Below are 16,740 nucleotides of genomic sequence, written 5' to 3' on the forward strand. Positions count from 1 at the left end.
TTTTCTCACTCAGATAATTTCAAGATCCGCACGCAAAGCGCCTGCTGCCTTCATCGCCTGTAAAATCGCCAGCAAATCCTGTGGTGTTGCACCAATTGCATTGAGTGCTTTCACCACATCAGCCAGCGAAGTGCCTGCTTTCAGCATCAGTAACTGTCCCGGATCTTTGGTAATGCTGATATTAGAATTCGCCGTCGCCGTCGTCTGTCCCGCTGCCAGCGGATTCGGCTGACTGACACCGTTATCGGTACTGATCACCACCGATAAATTACCGTGCGCAACTGCACAGGTTTCCAGCGTCACTGCCTGATTCATCACGATAGAACCGGTACGTGCATTCAGAATGACTTTTGCTGCCTGCTGCGCAGGCGTCACGTCTAGACTTTCCAGTTGCCCGAGAAACGCAATACGCTGATCCGGTGAAGCTGGCGCGCGAACCTGAATCGAGCGCCCGTCCAGTGCCGCTGCCGTACCCTGACCAAAACGGCGGTTGATCGCATCGACCACTTTGCTGGCTGTCGAAAAATCTGCCTGATTTAAATCCAGCTGTACCAGATCACCTTGAGTCAGGGGTGACTGCACCGCGCGTTCTACTGTCGCGCCGCCGGAAATCCGGCCAACGCTTAAATGATTAACCTGCGCTTTTGCACCATTCGCCGCTGCGCCGACACCACCAACCAGCACATTACCCTGCGCCATACCGTAAATCTGACCATCTGCGCCTTTCAGCGGCGTCATCAATAATGTGCCCCCGCGCAGGCTTTTAGCATTCCCCATCGACGACACTGTCACATCCATCGCCTGCCCCGGTTGCGCAAACGGTGGCAGACTTGCCGTTACCATGACGGCTGCCACGTTCTTTAACTGAAGACTGGTACCGGTCGGCAAACTGATACCCATCTGCTGCAACATACTGACGATGCTCTGCACGGTAAACGGCGTCTGTGTCGTCTGATCACCGGTACCATCCAGACCGACTACCAGTCCGTATCCAAGTAACTGATTCTGGCGAACACCCTGAATGCCCGCCAGATCTTTCAGGCGTTCTGCCTGAACGGTGGCCGGCATCAGTGCGACACTGACACAAGCGGCAAGCAGGCATTTTGCGAGCGTTTTCATAGCAATCCTCACTTACTTACATTGGCAACAGACTTTGGAAAAAGCGACTCAGCATAGAGCTGAACTCCGCCTTATCGAGCCTGGAAGTTGACCTGTATTCAAAACGTGCATCTGCAACTTGCGTTGAATTCACCATATTGCCGGCAGCAATGGAAGTCGGGTTCACGATACCGGAAAAGCGCACAAACTCTGCACCTTTATCAAAAGCCAGTTGTTTTTCACCGCTGACCAGCAAGTTCCCGTTCGGCAGCACATCGATCACGGTCGCTGTAATCGTTCCGGTAAAGGTATTGCTGGCAGTTTCCGCACCTTTTTCATCGACTTTTGAACCGGCGCTGGTGCTCAGCGAGCCGCGTGACGTCACAGCCGTACCAAGGCCAAACAGACTCGGCGTTGCCATCGACGTACTGGCTGTTTTACTACCGGAATTTGCGCTGGATTTTGCAGCGGAAGTTTTTTCGCTGATGTTGATGGTCAGCACATCACCGATCATGCGTGCACGGTTATCTTCATACATCGGACGATAGGAGGCACTCTGAAAAATTGCACCATTCACTTCCCGCATTGGCTTCGCCGACTGCGGAGTCATGGACATTGGCTGATGCACAATCGGCGCTGGTGTCGTTGCGCAAGCCGATAACAACAGCATTGTCAGCAAGCTGATCACGATGTGATTTTTCATTTCAAACCCCGCGAATATTAAAGCTGCGATAATTTCTGCAACATCTGATCCGATGTGGAAATGGCCTTACTGTTTATTTCATATGCACGCTGTGTCTGAATCATATTCACCAGCTCTTCCGCAACATTCACATTCGATGTTTCTACAAAATTCTGAATCAGCAGACCAGCGCCATTAGTACCCGGTGTATTCGCATTCGGGTTGCCTGAGGCAGCAGTTTCTACAAACAGGTTCTCACCCAGCGACTGTAGTCCGGCAGGATTAATAAACGTTGCCAGCTGCAATGAGCCAACCTGCACCGGCGCTGCAGATCCCGGCTGCATCACAGACACCGTACCATCGCGTCCAACCGTAATGCTTTGGGCATTGCCCGGAATCGTAATTGCAGGCTGAATCACATAACCGCTTGAGGTCACCAACTGACCCTGGCTGTCAGACTGAAAGGAACCGTCACGGGTATAGGCTGTTGTGCCATCTGGCAGCAGTACCTGAAAGAACCCTTGTCCCTGAATAGCGACATCCTTACTGTTACCGGTTTGCTGCAAATTACCCTGTGTAAAAATTTTTTCAGTTGCCACCGGACGTACACCGGTACCGAGCTGCAAACCGGAAGGCAATTGTGTTTGCTGTGAACTCTGACCACCGGGCTGACGCACAGTCTGATACAGAAGATCTTCGAATACTGCACGGGAGCGCTTAAAGCCAGTGGTACTGACGTTTGCCAGGTTATTTGAAATCACATCCATCTGCGTTTGCTGCGCATCCAGACCGGTTTTTGCAATCCACAATGAACGTATCATGATTTTCTCCCGCCGTTTCCGGCTTGCTTTACTGACTAACTGTTACCGCTATTCTGCACCAGCATGCATTAACTCAAACTGAGGATCTGAGCGGCTTTTGTCTCGTTATTCTCAGCGTTCTGAATTAACTTCATTTGCATTTCAAATGAACGTGCCAGATTGATCATGGTTACCATGGACTCGACGACATTCACATTACTGTTTTCGAGCGTACCGCCAGCCACCGACACAGTAGGATCAGCATCCGCAGGCACGCCGCCTTTCGTCCGGAATAACCCATCATCACCACGGGTCAGGGAGTTTTCTTCCGGATTCACCAGCTTCAGACGCCCGATGACTTGCACGTTATTCACCTGATTGCCGTTAGGCACAGCAGAAATAGTTCCGTCTTTTGCGATCGTGACCGACGTATCCGGTGGCAAAGTGATCGTTCCACCCTCACCCAATACGTTCAGTCCGCGCTGGGTCTGCAAAACACCGGTTTCGCTGACCTTAAAATTTCCTGCACGGGTATATGCTTCGCTGCCATCGCCCAGCTCAATTGCAAACCAACCCTTGCCTTGTATTGCCACATCCAGCTCACGTCCAGTCATCTGGACACTACCGGTTGAAAAATCTGTCCCCACAGTCGCATCGACAACAAATGCGCGCGTAGGTAATTCAGCACCGATGACAGGGACTGCACGGAAGGAATCCAACTGCGCCCTGAACCCTGTTGTCGTGGCGTTAGCAAGATTATTAGTATTTGTCGCTTGTTGTTCCAGAACGTGTTTCGCTCCGGTCATAGCGGTGTAGATCATCCTGTCCATACTTTACCCCGTCATTCGGTCTTTATGATCAGCGCAGATTCACGATGGTCTGTAAAACCTGATCCTGCGTCTTAATAGTTTGGGCATTCGCCTGATAAACCCGTTGCGCCGTAATCATGTTGACCAGTTCACCGGTCAGATCCGTATTAGAATCTTCCGTCGCCGACGCTGTCAGCACGCCAAGCGCACCGTTACCTGGCGGGCCAACCAGCGCCTGGCCGGAACCGGAGGTTTCAGCCCACTGGTTATCACCCAGAGATTGCAGACCGTTCGGATTAGTAAAGCCAGCCAGCACCACTTGCCCCAGTACTTTGGTCTGACCATTGGTGTAATTACCAACAATGGTTCCGTCTTTTGAAGTAATAAATTTAGAAAGTTTACCGGATGTGTAGCCATCCTGCTTCATCGTACTGACGCTGAAATCAGAACCAAACTGCGTGGAACTTGTGTAATCAAAAGCAATGTTTGCTGTTGTATTGATCGGTGTTACCGCCCCGGAATTCACCGGCACAATCATTTGCAGCGCGCGCGGTGATGTCGTACTGTAGGCTGGAACTGCACCAAGCAATTTACCCATGTTATCGAATGCCAGCTTGCCGATTGGCGTCGGCGTTGTACCGGTAGGCACCAGTGCACCGGTTGCGTCAAACGGGTTTCCGTCAACTGTCGAGAACACGTTCCATTCAATCGAACCTGCTGTTGCCGGTGGCGTTGTTGCCGGATCAACGCGCACATAATATGTTTGTAAAACGTGCGAGTTACCAAGCGAGTCAAATACCGTTACCGAAGTCGACTTGTTATAAGAAGTAGGATCGGTAGGCGAGAATGCAATCGGCGTAATGACTGGCGGAATGGCAACTGGCTTCTGCGTGCCCGGCACCAGCTCACGGGAATCCAGATTCATGATTGCATTGATCTTGGTCGTCTGATTCGGCGCGATATCCGCAGTATTGATACTCAACGCTGCCGGTGAACCGGTTGACAGTACACCGCTTGCATTTGCCAGATAACCTGTCAGCTGAGCACCTTGTGCATTCACGATGAAACCGTTCTTATCGAGCTGAAATTGTCCGTTACGTGTGTAAGTCACAGAACCGTTGGTCGATACGCGGAAAAAGCCGCTACCGTTAATCGCAATATCCAGCGGGTTATTAGTCGAGCTGATATTACCCTGCGTAAATTGCTGAGCAATTGTCGACACCTTGACACCAATACCAACGGCATTCGCAGAAGCACCGTTCAGCGAGTTTGCATAGACATCCGCAAACTGCACCTGCGCCTGCTTAAAGCCAACCGTATTCGCGTTCGAAATATTATTACCAATAACATCAAGCGATTTGGATGCAGCATTCAAACCACTTAAACCTTGTTGAAATCCCATGTTAGTTCTCCTTTAGCTTTCGCAATTTGTCGCACACTGCATCAGAAAATCTGACGTACATCACCCATTCCGATTTCGCCCACACCGGAAACACTCAGCTTGATACCGCCTGTTCCGGAAGTAACACTGTTCACCATGCCGAAACACAACGAAGTGATATCAATTTTTTTACCGGCTGCAGTACCGGCAACTTCGTAGGTATAGTTATCATCCGGCAGAGTTGCACCGGTATCTGACTTACCATCCCAGGTCAGGTTTTTCACACCCGATTGCTGCGCCCCCAAATCCAGATTACGCACCACTTTGCCGGTGGAATCTTTGATTGTGACTTTCAGCGAATCCACATTGGATGGCAGATCCAGTGAGTACACTGCCTTACCGCTGCTGAGCGGAAGAGAATTACCCGGCGTAATAACGCCGTGACCAATCATGCTTGCAGCCTGCAAAGTCTGACTAGCTGTCATATTGGCGCTCATGGTATTCATGGACGTATTCAGTTTTTCGATACCGGTAACGGTCGATAACTGCGCCATCTGACTGGTCACCGCCGCGTTATCCATAGGATTCAGCGGATCCTGATTTTTCATCTGCGCAACCAGCAAAGACATAAACCGGTCCTGCACATCCTGAATCGAACTGCTACCGGTTTTTTTGGTGCCGTTCATCGCATTCAGCAAACTTTGATCAACGGTGTTATCTGACTGTATCGTGGTCATGATCTGAACTCCTTACACATTAAGACTGACCAATCGTCAGCGTTTTCATCAGCATGGCTTTCGCTGCATTCATTGTTTCAACATTGGTCTGATATGAACGTGAAGCAGAAATCATATTGACCATTTCCTCCACTACATTCACATTCGGCATGGCGACATAACCTTTTTCGTCGGCAAGCGGATGCTTCGGGTCGTATTGCAGTTTGGGTGGTGTTGCGTCCTGCACGACTTCTTTTACCCTGACCGCGGTTGATGCAGTTCCTGCTACAGGCACAGCAGAAAAAACCACCTGCTTGGCTTTGTATGGCTGCCCGTTCGAACTGGTTACGCTGTCCGCATTTGCCAGATTGCTGGACACCACATTCAGACGCTGCGACTGCGCGCTCATCGCCGAACCGGCAACATTAAAAACATTAAAAAGTGACATGATTATTGCCCCTGAATAGCGGCCAGCATGCCCTTGATCTGCATATTGATCATGGTCAGACTCGCCTCGTAGCGCAGTGCGTTTTCAGTGAACTGGTTGCGCTCCACATCCAGGTCCACCGTATTGCCATCAATATTTCCCTGCAGTTCTTTGCGGTACAGAACACCATCGTTATCACCGCTCTGCTTTGCATCCAGATGCTTTGCCGCTGTCTTATTTAATTCCGTTGCAGGCTTTCCGGTTTGGGTACCAAGTGCCGTTTGCAAGGTGCTGGCAAAATCGATATCCCGTGCTTTGTAATTCGGCGTGTCCGCATTCGCGATATTGGAGGCAAGCAACTGCTGGCGCTGGCCGCGAATCGACAAAGCGGTCTCGTGGAATTTCAAATAATCATCAAGTCGGTTCACGGTAATCTCCGGCGGGTTCACTGTTCAGACAATGGTTTCCTATGTCTGACATAGTAGTGCCGCACAGGGATCAGCAATTGACCGAGCAGAAGGGGAAAAACCCCTTTATTCCCTCCTTCATTCTTCTCACCGAAAACTACAATGTGTTCATCAGCGGGATCATCACAGTTCAGCATTTCAGCCCGCAGCTTTTGAAACGGAATATGCAATGCGATCTTTTTGCCTTTTGCTACTGACTTTGCTGACCTGTGCTCCGGCAAGCGCGCAGAATGCAGTAACGCAAACTGCACCTGCCCGTCAGGATCCTGCGCTGGCAAAACACGTCGCCAGCGAGTTTCTAAAAGAAGTCACTTCTTCATTACCGGGCGAAGTCAGAATTCAGATCGCCGATCTCGATACACGCCAGAATCTCGCTGCCTGCGATGAACTACGTGCGTTTATGCCGCCCGGTGCAAAAACCATCGGAAAAACCAATGTCGGCTTGCGCTGCAGTGCACCGAAAAACTGGCAGATTTATCTTGGCGCACAGATTCAGGTTTTCACGGAATATCTGGTTGCCGCGCATCCGCTGACGGCAGGACAAACGGTGACACTGGCGGATATCAGCAAAGTGCGGGGCGACATTTCAGTATTGCCATCCGGATATATGCTCAGCGAAGAACAGGCAAGCGGCAAAACGATGGGGACATCCATTCAGGCCGGGACACCGCTACGTGCAGATCAGTTGCGCAATGCCATCGTGATTCAGCAAGGTCAGGCGGTCCGCATACAAGCAGGTGGCAACGGTTTCCGTATTACCACCGATGGCCAGGCACTGAATAATGCTGCTGACGGACAGACTGCCCGTGCAAAGTTAAATAATGGACAAACTGTTTCCGGCATCGCCAGGGCGGGCGGAATCATAGAAATTGCCTATTAAAAGAAAGGATCTGATATCAAACTTTTTAAGGATTTTTCCCTGATTCATTAAAGTTTAAAAATTGCCAGCCGATAACCTGAACGTAGATGTGAAAAAGTCCCACTATTGAGGGTATCGCTGTGAAAATTAATGACTCTATAAATAAGACTGGCGGCTTACCGATAAGTCCCCAGCAAGGTCGTACAGAGAAAGCGCCGGAAAAAGTCAGTTCGACTCCGACGCCTCCCTCTACGAATGTACAAATCTCTTCTTTGTCTTCGCAACTGCAAGCGATGCAGAGTACTCAGGCCAGCAGCGCTGTGTTTGAGGCCAAGAAAGTGGAAGAAATCAAATTAGCGATTTCTGAAGGCCGCTTTCAGGTGAACTCTGAGAAAGTCGCTGACGGTTTGCTGGAGACAGTGAAGGACTTACTGAGCTCCAGAAAACGCGGATAGCATCATGACGACAAGTGCCGGACAACAGACTCTTAAACAATCGCTGCAGCAGGAGCTGTCAGCCATGCATGAGTTACATCAGAAACTGCATGATGAACAAAACGCACTTGTCGACGATGATTCGGCCTCACTGACGCAATTACTTGACCAGAAAAACGAAGTTCTGCGCTTATTAACCGAGCTGGAAAAAAACCGTTTCCAGCTGATTAATGAAGCGGGTTACCGCAAAGATGCATCCGGCATGCGTGAATTTCTCGACCAGAATGCCGGCACTGCTGAACATGCGCTGTGGCAGGATCTGCTGAGCGCCACGGAACTGGCAAAAGAAAAAAACCGCGTGAACGGCACCCTGATTGCCCGTAAGCTGGCACAAAATCAGGCGGCACTGAATGTATTCCAGCAAGGTTCTGATACCGGCTCTTTATACGGCCCGTCGGGTCAGACCAGCATACGCTCCTCACCCGTCAAAGGTGTGATTGTGCGCTGAGCATGCGCGACACTCACTGAATACCGGACACCGGCTTTCCGAACAGGCAGCCGGTGTTTTATTTTGATGCGTACACTGTGCACATCATTCAGAGTAGCCTCCCTTTTTCACACTCACTTCGCTCAATCTTCACTCAGGCAAATACTGTCGGGCAACTGCTAAACCGAACAAGCACTGAATTCATGCCGCAGAACTGCGAAAAACAGGCAAAAAGCGGATTTCAGCATAGGCATCTGACGCTCGTCGGCAGAAAGTCCGGGCCTCGGAAAATGAACAATGACGATATTTGCACAATTAATGAGAGTGCAAACAGCCTGAATCCTGAATTTCGTGATTTGTAAAAGAAGAATTAACTGCCTTTGCCCGGCTGAAAAAAGCCAGAACAGAAGGTTTAAAGCGCGACGATAAAGATGACATCAGCCCCGACTGCGTCGTGACGATTTCGTTGTCTTAGTGAGATCCGCCGGCGATGTCAGGTGGCGGTGGCGCCAGCGTCGCGAGGACATTCACGGTCACACGACGATTTTTCGCACGTCCGTCCGGTGTGGCATTATCGCCGACCGGCATTTTGGCGCCCTGACCAATTGCCGTGATGCGCCGCTCATCAACCCCGTTCTCCATGAGCAACCGGGCGACCGTACTCGCACGCATTGCCGACAATTCCCAGTTAGACGGGAAAGCCGGATTGTGAATTGGCAGATTATCCGTGTGCCCTTCAATCTGCACCTGATGATTATCCACCCGTAAAACAGCTGAAATAGCGCGCAAAACCTGCACTGACTGCGGCGCCAGCGTTGCATCACCGACGGCAAACAAGACACCTGCATTCATATCAATCGTGACGCCTTTTGCGGTCTGCATCACCGTGACCTTGCCATCCTGCACCAGCGGGTCCAGCGCTGCCAGCATATCTCTGGTCACATTGGCCAGTTGCTCACGGTCACGCCGGTAAGCTTCTGCGGGTTTGCGTATCAGTGGCAATGGCTGTAACTGCACCACTGGCTGAGAATCTGAGCCGGAACGCGGAGGCGCATTCACCGTATTGCCGAATGCACCAGTCAGAGAATTGGATAAGACACGATATTTACCTTCATTGACCGATGAAATCGCATACATCACGACAAAGAAAGCAAACAGCAAGGTAATAAAGTCGGCGTAAGACACCAGCCAGCGCTCATGATTTTCATGCTCTTCCTGAAAGCGCTTGCGTGCCATGATCAGCCCCGGTTAGAAGCAACCCGCTCTTCCACCACGTGCGGGCCATCACCGACGGCGATGCTGTAAAAAATATCCACCAGCATTTCGCGACGCGTGACTTCGCGCACGATGATATCTTTCAGCTTATTCCCTACTGGCAGAAAAAACAGGTTAGCCAGACCAACACCGTAGACTGTCGCCACAAATGCTGTGGCGATACCTGCGCCCAGTTTGGATGGTTCTGCGAGGTTGTCCATCACATGAATGAGACCCAGCACTGCACCGAGAATACCCACCGTCGGTGAGTAACCACCTGCCGCATCCCAGATACGCGCGGCCTGCCGCTGCTCCAGTTCGTACAGTGAAATATCTGCGTCAAGAATTTCGCGCAGCCGCCCCGGCTCCACGCCATCGATGATCAGGCGCAGCCCTTTGCTGATAAACGGGTCTTTGGCTTCGGTCAGCGTACGCTCAAGACTCAGAAAACCTTCGCGACGGGCGATCAGACTCCAGTTCAGTGCTTCCTGAATATTTTTACGGGTATTGTCCGGCGGTTCCGATACCACCCAGCGCAACATATTGATGCCGCGACGGAAAGTATGGAGTTTGTTTTGCAGCAGTACAGCACCGATTGTGCCGACAAAAACAATCAGGAATGCCGCTGGCTGTACCAGCGACGATAGCTTTCCGCCTTCAATTGTATGTCCGGCGATGATACCGGTCAGCACCAGCAGAATGCCGGTTATGCTAGCCCAGTCCACGCTCTCTCCCTGAGGAAGGCACGCATACGCGCAACTGCCTGGCTGTGTAATTGTGACACCCTGGATTCAGAAACGCCCATCACCGCACCGATCTCCTTCAGATTTAACTGCTGCTCGTAATACAAACCCATTAACAGCTTTTCGCGCTCGGGTAAGGCATCAATCGCCCCGATGACCGCATCGCGAAAATCTTCGTGCAGCAAATCCTGCAAAGGATCCCCGGTATCATCAATACAGAAATGATCGAGGAAATGTTCTTTGGTATCCGGATCGTGGAAATCTTCGTAATACACTAACTGGTGACCACCGCTGTCGTTCAGAACATCCTGATACTCGCTGAGCGTGAGTTTCAGCGATTTGGCGACCTCGGTTTCGGTAGGCGGGCGTCCGAGTTTTTGCTGCAACTCGCTCAGTGCCGTTTCGATTTTGCGCATATTCTGGCGCACACCGCGCGGCAGCCAGTCGGTATTACGCAATTCATCCAGCATCGCGCCACGGATACGCTGCACCGCATAGGTTTCGAACTGCGCGCCGTGTGTATCTTCATAACGGTTCACCGCATCGAGCAAGCCTATCATGCCAGCCTGCACAAGATCATCCACCTCCACACTGGGGGGCAGACGCGCCTTGAGCTGGTAGGCAAGCCGCTTCACCAGAGGCACATGCTCTCTGAGAAGGTAGCTTTTATCGGATTTTCCACTGGCGGTGTACATATTCGTATTTACATTCCGAGACTCACACCAAGATCGGCTTGACCGGACATTCCACGGACAGCTTCCATACCGGCCTGCTGCGCCAGCGCGGCGCCCAGTGCCATATACGACTGAGCTGCACGGGAATTCGGGAATGCATCGGTCACTGATTGTCCCTGGTGTGCGGCTCTGACTACATATTCATCTTCCGGCACAAAACCGGCATACTGCAACGGTACTGCAAGATAACGGCTGGCGGCCTGAGCCATATTCGAATAGATCAAACGTGCGTCTCTTTCTGATGCAGCACTGACCAGAATATGGAAAGTACGGCGTCCCAGACGCTGGCTAAGGCGTTTAATCAGCGCATAAGCCGCTTTGATTTCTTCCGGCGTGGCGGACACTTGTATCATCAGCTCGCTGTCATCCAGCGCAGACAGCGGAAACTGATCCTGCTCATCCGGCGCTACATCCACCAGCATCAGGTCGGCATGATTAGCAGCCATATCCAGCACACGGTTCAGTTGCCGCACGGATTCCTGCGGCAGCCATTCCAGCGACTCAGACTGGCGACACAATTGAGTCACATCCAGCCCCTTGGTTACCGTCTTTACTGCTTCTTGCATTGTACGCTGTTGTCTTGCCACATCCAATAAGCAACGGTCAAATCTTGCATTCATCCATACGCCGACGCTGTCGCGCGTGCAGCGGGCATCCACCACCATCACTTGCTGCCCCTGAGTGGCCAGCGCCATGCTCAGATTAATCAGCATGCGGCTTTTACGATGATCATCCAGGACTGAGATAAAACTGAGTACACGTGGTCTTGGCACCGCCAGCATGCGGCGCAGGCCTTCGGCCTGATCGGTCTTAACCAAGGGATACCTCTCTTTCCATCGCACGCGGCTGCACTGCAACAGTTGCACCCGCCATGATCAGCGGCAATTCTTCATCCAGATAACGGAAGGCTGCAGTTTCGCGTTTCAGTTTAAAGGCGCGGTCAATCAGATATTGTTTATTTGCAACATGCAGATCTTCCGGTACACGCTGACCGCTGGCGACGTAGTACAGCGCCAGACGCTGACGGATAGCGATATCCAGCGCGCCACCGATGGTTGCGGCCTCATCCAGTTTGGTCAGAATACAGCCAGCCAGACCACCGCCCTGATAAGCGCGCACCACTTCACTCAGCGTTTCGCCGGTGCAGGTTGCGTTCAGGCACAGTAAGCGTTTGACGTCAGTACCGGCGGCAGACAGCATCGCCACCTGATCGGTCACCATCTTGTCGCGCTGACTGACACCCACAGTATCAATCAGCACGGTGTGTTTGCCTTTCAGCTCTTCCAGTGCAATACGCAGGTCGGTTTCATCTTTAACCGCATGCACCATCACACCCAGAATTTTTCCGTAGATGCGTAATTGCTCGAAACCGCCGATACGGTAACCGTCGGTCGTGATCAGCGCCAGCTTGGACGGGCCGTGGCGCATGACACAACGTGCAGCCAGTTTTGCTGTCGTGGTGGTTTTACCGACGCCGGTCGGGCCGACAATCGCGTACACACCGCCTTTTTCCAGAATTTCATTTTCATTGCTGATCGTGGTCAGATTGCGTGCCAGAATGGATTTCACCCATTCAATGCCTTGCTGCACATTCTGACCTTCCGGCATTTTGTTAACCAGAAAACGGGCCAGCGTGGCACTGATACCGGTTGCCAGCATTTCGCGCAGCACTTCCGCTTTCTGCGGTTGCTTTTGCTGCGTAGTACTCCAGGAAATTTCAGCCAGCTGCGATTCCAGCATCGAACGCATGGAACGGATTTCGCTCATCATGCTTTGCATGTCCGGCATACCAGCCATCATTTGCGGTGCGGCCTGTACTGCCGGTGCAACGGGCACTGCCTGCGTCTGAACTTGCGGCATCGCACGCATGACCGGCGCTGCAGCCACCGGTGCGGGTGCAGGTTCTGCGGCAGGCGTTGCGAATACCGGTTGCGCACGGAACAAGCCCGGACGAAATGCCGGTGCCGGCGCTTCTCCCTCTTCCTCATCCAGACGATACGCAGCAGCCTGACGGCTGGCTGCCGCTGGCGGTGTGAAACGCGCTGCGTCCGGCGCCGTACGGCGCGCTGCTTCTGCCGGCGCATATTCAGGAATCGCTTCGTCTGCCATAGCGAGAATTTCCACGCGGCCGTTGACGGTTTTATTCGACAGAATCACGGCATCGGCACCCAGTGCCTCACGCAACAGACGCAAAGCTTCCCGTGAAGTATTGGCGGTGAATTTTCTTACGTTCATGATTGTCCTCCGACGAGGCTAGTAACTCGTATTGTTTTTGTATCCGGAACTTCAGCATGCGACAGCACTTTGAGCTGAGGAATCGAGCGGCGCAGGAAACGTGACAGCAGCGGACGCAGCGGTGCAGGTACCAGCAGTACCGGCGTCACGCCCATTTGTTCCTGTTGTGCTGTTGCCATTTGTGCCTGCGATGTCAGTGTGTCAGCCAGACCCGGTTCCAGCGCGGCAGCATCGCCACCGCTGTGGATTGCCTGCATCAGCAGACGTTCGAGACGGCCATCCAGTGTCATCACTGTCAGTTCATTCGTACCAGGGAACAGTTGCTGCACGATTGCGCGGCCCAGACCGATACGCACAAAGGCGGTCAGTTCGTTCGCATCCTGTGTACGCATTGCATATTCCGACAGTGTTTCGATGATGGTGCGCATGTCGCGGATATGTACGCCTTCCTGCAACAGGTTTTGCAGCACTTTCTGCAGCACATTCAGCGGCACCAGTTTCGGTACCAGATCTTCCACCATCTTCGGCATTTCTTTGGCCAGATGATCCAGCAGCAGTTGCACTTCCTGACGACCAAGCAGATCAGATGCATGCGTCGTAATAATATGATTCAGATGCGTTGCAATCACGGTACCGGCGTCCACCACGGTGTAACCCATGACTTGTGCCTGCTCACGCAGACCGGCATCAATCCAGATCGCTGGTAAGCCGAAGGCAGGATCTTTGGTTTCCACGCCTGGCAGCGGGCCACTGACCATGCCCGGATTAATCGCCAGATACTGACCATTCATTGCTTCACCAGTACCGACTTCCACACCTTTCAGCGCAATTTTGTAGGCAGATGGTTTCAGTTCCAGATTGTCACGAATATGCACCGGTGGCGACAGGAAGCCGACTTCCTGCGCAAATTTCTTACGTATACCCTTAATACGGCGCAGCAATTCGCCACCCTGATTTTTATCCACCAGCGGAATCAGGCGATAGCCGACTTCCAGACCCAGCGTATCCACCGGCAGAATATCCTGCCATGTTGCTTCTTCGATTTCCGGGGCTGCCGTCGCGGAAGCCGGTGCTTCTGCTGCCGCTGCAGCCGCCGCATCCTGCGCTGGTTTCAGCGCACGTTTCTGAATCATGTAACCGATACCACCAAACATACCGCCCAGCATCATGAAGGCCAGATGCGGCATACCCGGAATAATGCCGAGGCCACCGATAATACCGCCAGTGATATACATGACTTCCGGACGGGCGAATAACTGTGCCACCAGCTGAGCACTGATATCCTGATCGCTGGCAACGCGGGAAACCACGACACCGGCAGCAATCGAAATAATCAGCGAAGGAATCTGCGCAACCAGACCGTCACCGATGGCCAGCAGCGTATAGTTTTTGATCGCCGTACCGAAGTCCAGATCATGCTGCACCATACCGACGATCAGACCGCCGACGATATTAATCACGGTTACCAGAATGCCGGCAACCGCGTCACCGCGTACGTATTTACTCGCACCGTCCATCGCGCCGTAGAATTCTGCTTCCTGCGATACTTCGGTACGGCGGCGGCGTGCTTCATTCTGATCAATCAGACCGGCATTCAGATCCGCATCAATCGCCATTTGCTTACCAGGCATCGCATCCAGTGCGAAACGGGCGCCGACTTCTGCGATACGGCCTGCACCTTTGGTAACAACGGTAAAGTTAATAATCGTTAAGATGATAAATACGACGATACCAACGGTGTAGTTACCGCCGATCAGGAAGTGACCGAAAGCTTCAATCACTTTACCGGCTGCATCCGGGCCGGTATGCCCCTCTGTCAGCACGATACGGGTAGAGGCCACGTTCAGCGACAAACGCAGCATGGTGGTGACCAACAAAACGGTCGGAAACACCATGAAGTCCAGCGGACGCACGGTGTACAAGCTGGTCAGCAGCACAATCACCGCCATCGCGATGTTAAAGCTGAAGAACACGTCGAGAATGAATGCCGGCAGCGGCAGAATCATCATGGCCAGCATCAGCACGATCAGCATTGGCGCTGCCAGTGCTTTGGTGTTCATGCTGCTCAGCCACAGCGGTAATCTGAGGCTATTCATTGCGATCTCCGTTGTTGTTCAAAGGGTCCATCTCTTTCGGTACAGGTAATTCACGTGGTTGTTCAGGACGGTCACCACCCTGATTGCGATACGTCCGCAGCTGGTACACATACGCCAGCACTTCGGCCACTGCGGCATACAGGGCTTCAGGAATTTCATCGCCCAGCTCGGTATGCTTGTACAGCGCACGCGCCAGCGGTGGCGCTTCCAGCATCGGCACGTTGTTTTCCTGTGCCAGTTCGCGGATCTTTGCCGCGACTTCATCCACCCCTTTTGCCACCACCTGCGGTGCACGCATACCGCCTTCTGCGTACTTCAGTGCCACCGCATAGTGCGTCGGGTTCGTCACGATCACGTCGGCATTCGGTACTTCAGACATCATGCGGCGACGGGCCATTTCACGTTGTTGCTGACGGATCTTCGCTTTGATCTGCGGATTACCGTTCATCTCTTTCGCTTCCTGCACGACTTCCTGATGTGTCATCTTCAGTTTGTTTGCGTAAGACCACATCTGGTAAGGCGCATCGATCATCGCAATCACCACCAGCGAAGCCACAATCGTCATAAAGCAAACGCCGAACATATGTCCGGAATGGGCCAGTGCCTGTTGCAGCGGTTCATTCGCCAGACTGAAAATCGCTTCCTTCTGCGCCATCACGACTACCCAGGCCACACTGCCAACCAGCACAGTTTTCAGGATGGATTTCACTAACTCCACACCGGCGCGCGAAGAAATCATGTTGCCCAGACCGGAAGCAGGATTTAAGCGGCCAAAATTCGGTGTCAGCGCTTTGGAAGAAAATACCCAGCCACCAATCAGTACCGGTGAAGCCAGCGCCACGATCAGCAATAATCCCGCTACCGGCGCAAATGCAATCAGTACGTCCAGCAAATCTGCGGCAATTTTTTCTGCCAGCACATTAAAGTCGTAAATCGTTTCGCGGTTCAGTGTCAGTCCGTGGGTCAGCATCTGATTCAACTGCTTCACCAGAGAACCACCCATCGCCCACAAAGCACCACCGGCTGCCAGCAACACGGTACAGGTCGACAACTCACGTGACCGGGGAACATCGCCCTCTTTACGCGCCTCTTCCAGACGCTTGGGCGAGGCCTCTTCCGTTCGTTCGAGATCGCTGTCTTCGGCCATTGCCGACTCCTGTTATGCCAATGCGGGACCAAAATCCCATTTACCATCACTCAGGTGTCATTATTGGATGCCGGACGGCAATCAGAAGCGCGGAATAAAGGGGGAAAAACCCCTTTTATCCGGTTTGAGCCTCAAGTTTGCGAAAACGCAGCCGTTACCTGCGGCCGGTGATGGGTAAAAACGGTTTTTGCAGTGGCGCTCAGTACCCCGCTGACAACAAGCGAATTGTGCAGAACACCGCATACGGCGAAAAAGCCACACCTCGCTAAGCCAGTGTTTTCACGGTCGTCCGGCATAGCGGGCACTTTTTCTGTACCGTACGCCGCATTTCAAGCATTTCAGGGCTTATTTGAGAGAGCTGATAGAGGCTG

General features: G+C 52.5%; 18 protein-coding genes. 3 read left to right on the forward strand and 15 right to left on the reverse strand.

Annotated features, from left to right (window positions below; genetic code table 11):
- Window positions 1–9 precede the first annotated feature (9 nt).
- The 8 genes from KDM89_RS14210 to flgB form a co-directional block, all read right to left on the reverse strand.
- Window positions 10–1,119 carry a flagellar basal body P-ring protein FlgI gene (locus KDM89_RS14210; protein ID WP_212688590.1) on the reverse strand — a complete coding sequence of 370 codons (1,110 nt, stop codon included), beginning with the start codon at window positions 1,117–1,119 and terminating at the stop codon, window positions 10–12.
- 16 nt (window positions 1,120–1,135) lie between these two features.
- On the reverse strand, window positions 1,136–1,801 hold the full coding sequence (locus KDM89_RS14215) for a flagellar basal body L-ring protein FlgH (protein WP_212688591.1): 666 nt from the start codon (window positions 1,799–1,801) through the stop codon (window positions 1,136–1,138).
- A gap of 17 nt (window positions 1,802–1,818) precedes the next feature.
- On the reverse strand, window positions 1,819–2,601 hold the full coding sequence (gene flgG, locus KDM89_RS14220; RefSeq protein WP_212688592.1) for a flagellar basal-body rod protein FlgG: 783 nt from the start codon (window positions 2,599–2,601) through the stop codon (window positions 1,819–1,821).
- A gap of 68 nt (window positions 2,602–2,669) precedes the next feature.
- Window positions 2,670–3,410, reverse strand: a complete 741-nt coding sequence (gene flgF, locus KDM89_RS14225; RefSeq protein ID WP_212688593.1) for a flagellar basal-body rod protein FlgF — start codon at window positions 3,408–3,410, stop codon at window positions 2,670–2,672.
- 28 nt (window positions 3,411–3,438) lie between these two features.
- Window positions 3,439–4,791, reverse strand: coding sequence for a flagellar hook protein FlgE (gene flgE / locus KDM89_RS14230; protein ID WP_212688594.1), 1,353 nt, complete (start codon window positions 4,789–4,791; stop codon window positions 3,439–3,441).
- A 41-nt stretch (window positions 4,792–4,832) separates the two neighbouring features.
- Window positions 4,833–5,507, reverse strand: a complete 675-nt coding sequence (locus KDM89_RS14235) for a flagellar hook assembly protein FlgD (protein WP_212688595.1) — start codon at window positions 5,505–5,507, stop codon at window positions 4,833–4,835.
- Window positions 5,508–5,526: 19 nt separating this feature from the next.
- Window positions 5,527–5,934 carry a flagellar basal body rod protein FlgC gene (gene flgC / locus KDM89_RS14240; protein WP_212688596.1) on the reverse strand — a complete coding sequence of 136 codons (408 nt, stop codon included), beginning with the start codon at window positions 5,932–5,934 and terminating at the stop codon, window positions 5,527–5,529.
- Between the two features lie 2 nt (window positions 5,935–5,936).
- Window positions 5,937–6,341 (reverse strand): flagellar basal body rod protein FlgB, encoded by a 405-nt coding sequence (gene flgB, locus KDM89_RS14245; RefSeq protein ID WP_212688597.1) that lies wholly within the window; start codon window positions 6,339–6,341, stop codon window positions 5,937–5,939.
- A gap of 208 nt (window positions 6,342–6,549) precedes the next feature.
- Between flgB and flgA the strand changes: the two genes are divergently transcribed.
- The 3 genes from flgA (at window position 6,550) to KDM89_RS14260 (ending at window position 8,181) form a co-directional block, all read left to right on the forward strand.
- The gene (gene flgA, locus KDM89_RS14250; protein ID WP_212688598.1) at window positions 6,550–7,260 is read left to right on the forward strand and encodes a flagellar basal body P-ring formation chaperone FlgA; all 711 of its coding nucleotides are present in this window, start codon (window positions 6,550–6,552) and stop codon (window positions 7,258–7,260) included.
- Between the two features lie 119 nt (window positions 7,261–7,379).
- Entirely contained in the window at window positions 7,380–7,694 is a 315-nt protein-coding gene (gene flgM, locus KDM89_RS14255) for a flagellar biosynthesis anti-sigma factor FlgM (protein ID WP_212688599.1), read from the forward strand.
- 4 nt (window positions 7,695–7,698) lie between these two features.
- Window positions 7,699–8,181, forward strand: coding sequence for a flagella synthesis protein FlgN (locus KDM89_RS14260; RefSeq protein WP_212688600.1), 483 nt, complete (start codon window positions 7,699–7,701; stop codon window positions 8,179–8,181).
- 450 nt (window positions 8,182–8,631) lie between these two features.
- Here KDM89_RS14260 and motD read toward each other — a convergent pair whose 3' ends face one another.
- From motD to flhB, 7 genes are read right to left on the reverse strand one after another with little or no spacing between them, the layout of a single operon-like run.
- Window positions 8,632–9,396: a flagellar motor protein MotD gene (gene motD / locus KDM89_RS14265; protein WP_212688601.1), complete on the reverse strand. Its 765-nt coding sequence runs from the start codon at window positions 9,394–9,396 to the stop codon at window positions 8,632–8,634.
- A 2-nt stretch (window positions 9,397–9,398) separates the two neighbouring features.
- Window positions 9,399–10,139, reverse strand: a complete 741-nt coding sequence (locus KDM89_RS14270) for a flagellar motor protein (protein WP_212688602.1) — start codon at window positions 10,137–10,139, stop codon at window positions 9,399–9,401.
- Window positions 10,121–10,852 (reverse strand): RNA polymerase sigma factor FliA, encoded by a 732-nt coding sequence (locus tag KDM89_RS14275; protein ID WP_212688603.1) that lies wholly within the window; start codon window positions 10,850–10,852, stop codon window positions 10,121–10,123. Before KDM89_RS14275 ends, KDM89_RS14270 begins: the two co-directional genes overlap by 19 nt.
- Before the next feature lie 8 nt (window positions 10,853–10,860).
- Window positions 10,861–11,709, reverse strand: coding sequence for a MinD/ParA family ATP-binding protein (locus KDM89_RS14280; RefSeq protein ID WP_212688604.1), 849 nt, complete (start codon window positions 11,707–11,709; stop codon window positions 10,861–10,863).
- Window positions 11,702–13,126 (reverse strand): flagellar biosynthesis protein FlhF, encoded by a 1,425-nt coding sequence (flhF, locus tag KDM89_RS14285; RefSeq protein ID WP_212688605.1) that lies wholly within the window; start codon window positions 13,124–13,126, stop codon window positions 11,702–11,704. The genes KDM89_RS14280 and flhF overlap by 8 nt, the downstream gene beginning before the upstream one ends.
- Window positions 13,123–15,222, reverse strand: a complete 2,100-nt coding sequence (flhA, locus tag KDM89_RS14290; protein WP_212688606.1) for a flagellar biosynthesis protein FlhA — start codon at window positions 15,220–15,222, stop codon at window positions 13,123–13,125. The genes flhF and flhA overlap by 4 nt, the downstream gene beginning before the upstream one ends.
- Entirely contained in the window at window positions 15,215–16,369 is a 1,155-nt protein-coding gene (gene flhB, locus KDM89_RS14295; RefSeq protein WP_212688607.1) for a flagellar biosynthesis protein FlhB, read from the reverse strand. The genes flhA and flhB overlap by 8 nt, the downstream gene beginning before the upstream one ends.
- Window positions 16,370–16,740 lie beyond the last annotated feature (371 nt).

This window comes from Cognatundibacterium luofuense (assembly GCF_018139685.1).
Classification (GTDB): domain Bacteria; phylum Pseudomonadota; class Gammaproteobacteria; order Burkholderiales; family Burkholderiaceae_D; genus Undibacterium; species Undibacterium luofuense.

Bases quoted from the DNA above. Each gene is read 5' to 3' on its own strand.
- KDM89_RS14210 (WP_212688590.1), bottom strand. From the start codon at position 1,119: ATGAAAACGCTCGCAAAATGCCTGCTTGCCGCTTGTGTCAGTGTCGCA.
- KDM89_RS14215 (WP_212688591.1), bottom strand. From the start codon at position 1,801: ATGAAAAATCACATCGTGATCAGCTTGCTGACAATGCTGTTGTTATCG.
- flgG (WP_212688592.1), bottom strand. From the start codon at position 2,601: ATGATACGTTCATTGTGGATTGCAAAAACCGGTCTGGATGCGCAGCAA.
- flgF (WP_212688593.1), bottom strand. From the start codon at position 3,410: ATGGACAGGATGATCTACACCGCTATGACCGGAGCGAAACACGTTCTG.
- flgE (WP_212688594.1), bottom strand. From the start codon at position 4,791: ATGGGATTTCAACAAGGTTTAAGTGGTTTGAATGCTGCATCCAAATCG.
- KDM89_RS14235 (WP_212688595.1), bottom strand. From the start codon at position 5,507: ATGACCACGATACAGTCAGATAACACCGTTGATCAAAGTTTGCTGAAT.
- flgC (WP_212688596.1), bottom strand. From the start codon at position 5,934: ATGTCACTTTTTAATGTTTTTAATGTTGCCGGTTCGGCGATGAGCGCG.
- flgA (WP_212688598.1), top strand. From the start codon at position 6,550: ATGCGATCTTTTTGCCTTTTGCTACTGACTTTGCTGACCTGTGCTCCG.
- KDM89_RS14260 (WP_212688600.1), top strand. From the start codon at position 7,699: ATGACGACAAGTGCCGGACAACAGACTCTTAAACAATCGCTGCAGCAG.
- motD (WP_212688601.1), bottom strand. From the start codon at position 9,396: ATGGCACGCAAGCGCTTTCAGGAAGAGCATGAAAATCATGAGCGCTGG.
- KDM89_RS14275 (WP_212688603.1), bottom strand. From the start codon at position 10,852: ATGTACACCGCCAGTGGAAAATCCGATAAAAGCTACCTTCTCAGAGAG.
- flhF (WP_212688605.1), bottom strand. From the start codon at position 13,126: ATGAACGTAAGAAAATTCACCGCCAATACTTCACGGGAAGCTTTGCGT.
- flhA (WP_212688606.1), bottom strand. From the start codon at position 15,222: ATGAATAGCCTCAGATTACCGCTGTGGCTGAGCAGCATGAACACCAAA.
- flhB (WP_212688607.1), bottom strand. From the start codon at position 16,369: ATGGCCGAAGACAGCGATCTCGAACGAACGGAAGAGGCCTCGCCCAAG.